1 protein-coding gene is annotated in these 2,613 nt (G+C 45.2%); it reads right to left on the bottom strand.

The genetic code is table 11. From position 1 onward, the window contains the following. A partial coding sequence (locus IQ242_RS22105; RefSeq protein ID WP_305070289.1) for a Calx-beta domain-containing protein occupies nucleotides 1-2,613 on the bottom strand: 2,613 nt, incomplete at both ends.

The following is a 2,613-nucleotide window of genomic DNA, read 5'->3' as shown; positions in this document are numbered from 1 at the left end:
TCGATGATTTGCAGTCCTGAACTACTATTAGCTAGATATGCATAGTTACCGACTACTTGTACACCTAAAGCATCGCCAGAAGTATCATAATTACCCTTGAGAGTGGGATTTGTCGGGTTGCTGATGTTGATGATTTGCAGTCCTGACCAATAATCAGCAAGATATGCATAGTTACCGACTATTTCTACATCATCTGCGCCACCATAAGAAGAAGTACCCTTGAGAATAGGATTTGTCGGGTTGCTGATGTCGATGATTTGCAGTCCTCCTGCGATATAAGCTGCGATATAAGCATAGTTACCGACTATTTGTATATCGTTACCCGGAAAACCATAATTTGCCCCAAGAGTCGGGTTACTGGGGTTACTAATATTAATAATGTCCAGTTCCGAATTTCCTACAACATAAGCATAGTTGCCGACTACTTGTACACCATTAGCCACTACATCAAAAGTATCAAAATCATCGAGATCAACACCACCCTTGTAATTGGGGTTTGTCGGGTTGCTGATGTCGATGATGTCCAGTCGTCCAGGAAACGAACTAGCACTCCCACCCTCATAGTCTGGAAAAGGAAAAGTAATGAATACCTCTCCGCTACTGACAATATAAGCATAGTTGCCGACTACTTGTATATCACTGCCGGGATAACCGAACCCTACCCCTGTCCACCAAGACCCATAAAAAGATTCGCCTTTAAGGGTGGGATTTGTCGGGTCGCTGATGTCGATGATTCCCAGCGAACTCCTATTATTAGCTAGATATGCATAGTTACCGACTACTTGTACATCATAAGCCCAGCCGCGATAATAATTACCCACAAGGGTGGGAGCGGCTGGGTTGCTGATGTCGATGATTTGCAGTCCTGAACCACCAGCAGCTACATAAGCATAGTTGCCGACTATTTGTATATCTTCACCACCAAAATTATAACTTTCCTTAAAAGTCGGGTTACTGGGGTTACTAATATCAATAATCCCCAGTTTATCCCCCAATACATAAGCATAGTTACCGACTACTGCTACAGCATCGACACTGTTTAAATTATCCCATTCTCCTACTAATGCTAGGGTAGTAATTGTTCCCGTAACTGCGGTAGTCGTACCTACTGCATAACCCGTACCCGAAGCAAGAGTTAAAGCAACGGTTTCGTCACTTTCAACTGTTGTATCAGGAGTGGGGTCAACGGTTACAGTCGCAGTCGATGAACCAGCAGCGAAAGTCACTGTCCCTGTTGCACTGGTGAAAGTTGCTGCACCGGTTTGGGTGTAATCTGTACTAAAAGTAGCTGTCCCCCCGACTGTATAATTGGCTGTCAAAGCATTCGTTGTGGAACCGCTACGAGTGAAGGTGTAAATCAAGTTGGTTGTCCCGTGTTCGGTAACACTACTGGGAGAAACCGCAAGAGTGACACTAGCATCATCATTGGTAATTGTTCCAGTAACTGCGGTGGTCGTACCTACTGTATAACCAGTCCCAGAAGCAAGAGTTAAGCTGACGGTTTCGTCGTCTTCAACTGTAGTATCAGCAGTCGGATCAATTGTTACGGTAGCAGTGGTAGAATTAGCGGCGAAAGTCACTGTCCCTGTGGTTGTTGTATAACTGGCTGCACCAGTTTGGCTGTAATCTGTGCTAAATGTCGCTGTCCCCCCGACTGTATAGTTGACGGTTAAAGGATTAGTGGTTACACCGGTACGGGTGAAGGAGTAGGACATATTAGCTGTCCCGTCTTCATCAACACTGCTGGGAGAAATAGAAAGAGTAACAGTTTGTGGACTGGTAAACTCACTCACATCGATGATTTGCAGTCCTGAACTGCCATCAGCTACATAAGCATAGTTACCGACTATTTGTACATCATAAGCACTGCCAGAAGTATCATAATTACCCTTGAGAGTGGGGGTTGTCGGGTTGCTGATGTCGATGATTTGCAGTCCTGAACTGCCATCAGCTACATAAGCATAGTTCCCCACTATTTGTACATCCCAAGCACTGCCAGAAGTATTATAATTACCCTTGAGAGTGGGGGTTGTCGGGTTGCTGATGTCGATGATTTGCAGTCCTGAACTACCATCAGCTACATAAGCATAGTTCCCCACTATTTGTACATCATAAGCACTGCCAGAAGTATTATAACTGCCCTTGAGAGTGGGGGTGGTCGGGTTGCTGATGTCGATGATTTGCAGTCCTGAACTGCCATCAGCCACATAAGCATAGTTCCCCACTATTTGTACATCCCAAGCAGTGCCAGAAGTGTTATAATTGCCCTTGAGAGTGGGGGTGGTCGGGTTGCTGATGTCGATGATTTGCAGTCCTGAACTGCCATCAGCTACATAAGCATAGTTCCCCACTATTTGTACATCCCTAGCATTGCCAGAAGTATCATAATTACCCTTGAGAGTGGGGGTGGTCGGGTTGCTGATGTCGATGATTTGCAGTCCTGACGTATCATCAGCTACATAAGCGTAGTTACCGACTATTTGTACATCCCTAGCATTGCCAGAAGTATCATAATTACCCTTGAGAGTGGGGGTTGTCGGGTTGCTGATGTCGATTATTTGCAGTCCTGACGTATCATCAGCTACATAAGCATAGTTACCGACTACTTGTACA

This window comes from Microcystis sp. LEGE 08355, from assembly GCF_015207185.1.
Lineage (GTDB): Bacteria > Cyanobacteriota > Cyanobacteriia > Cyanobacteriales > Microcystaceae > Microcystis > Microcystis panniformis.
Note: the sequence above shows the minus strand (reverse complement) of the source record. Positions and strands in the feature narration are given on the sequence as shown.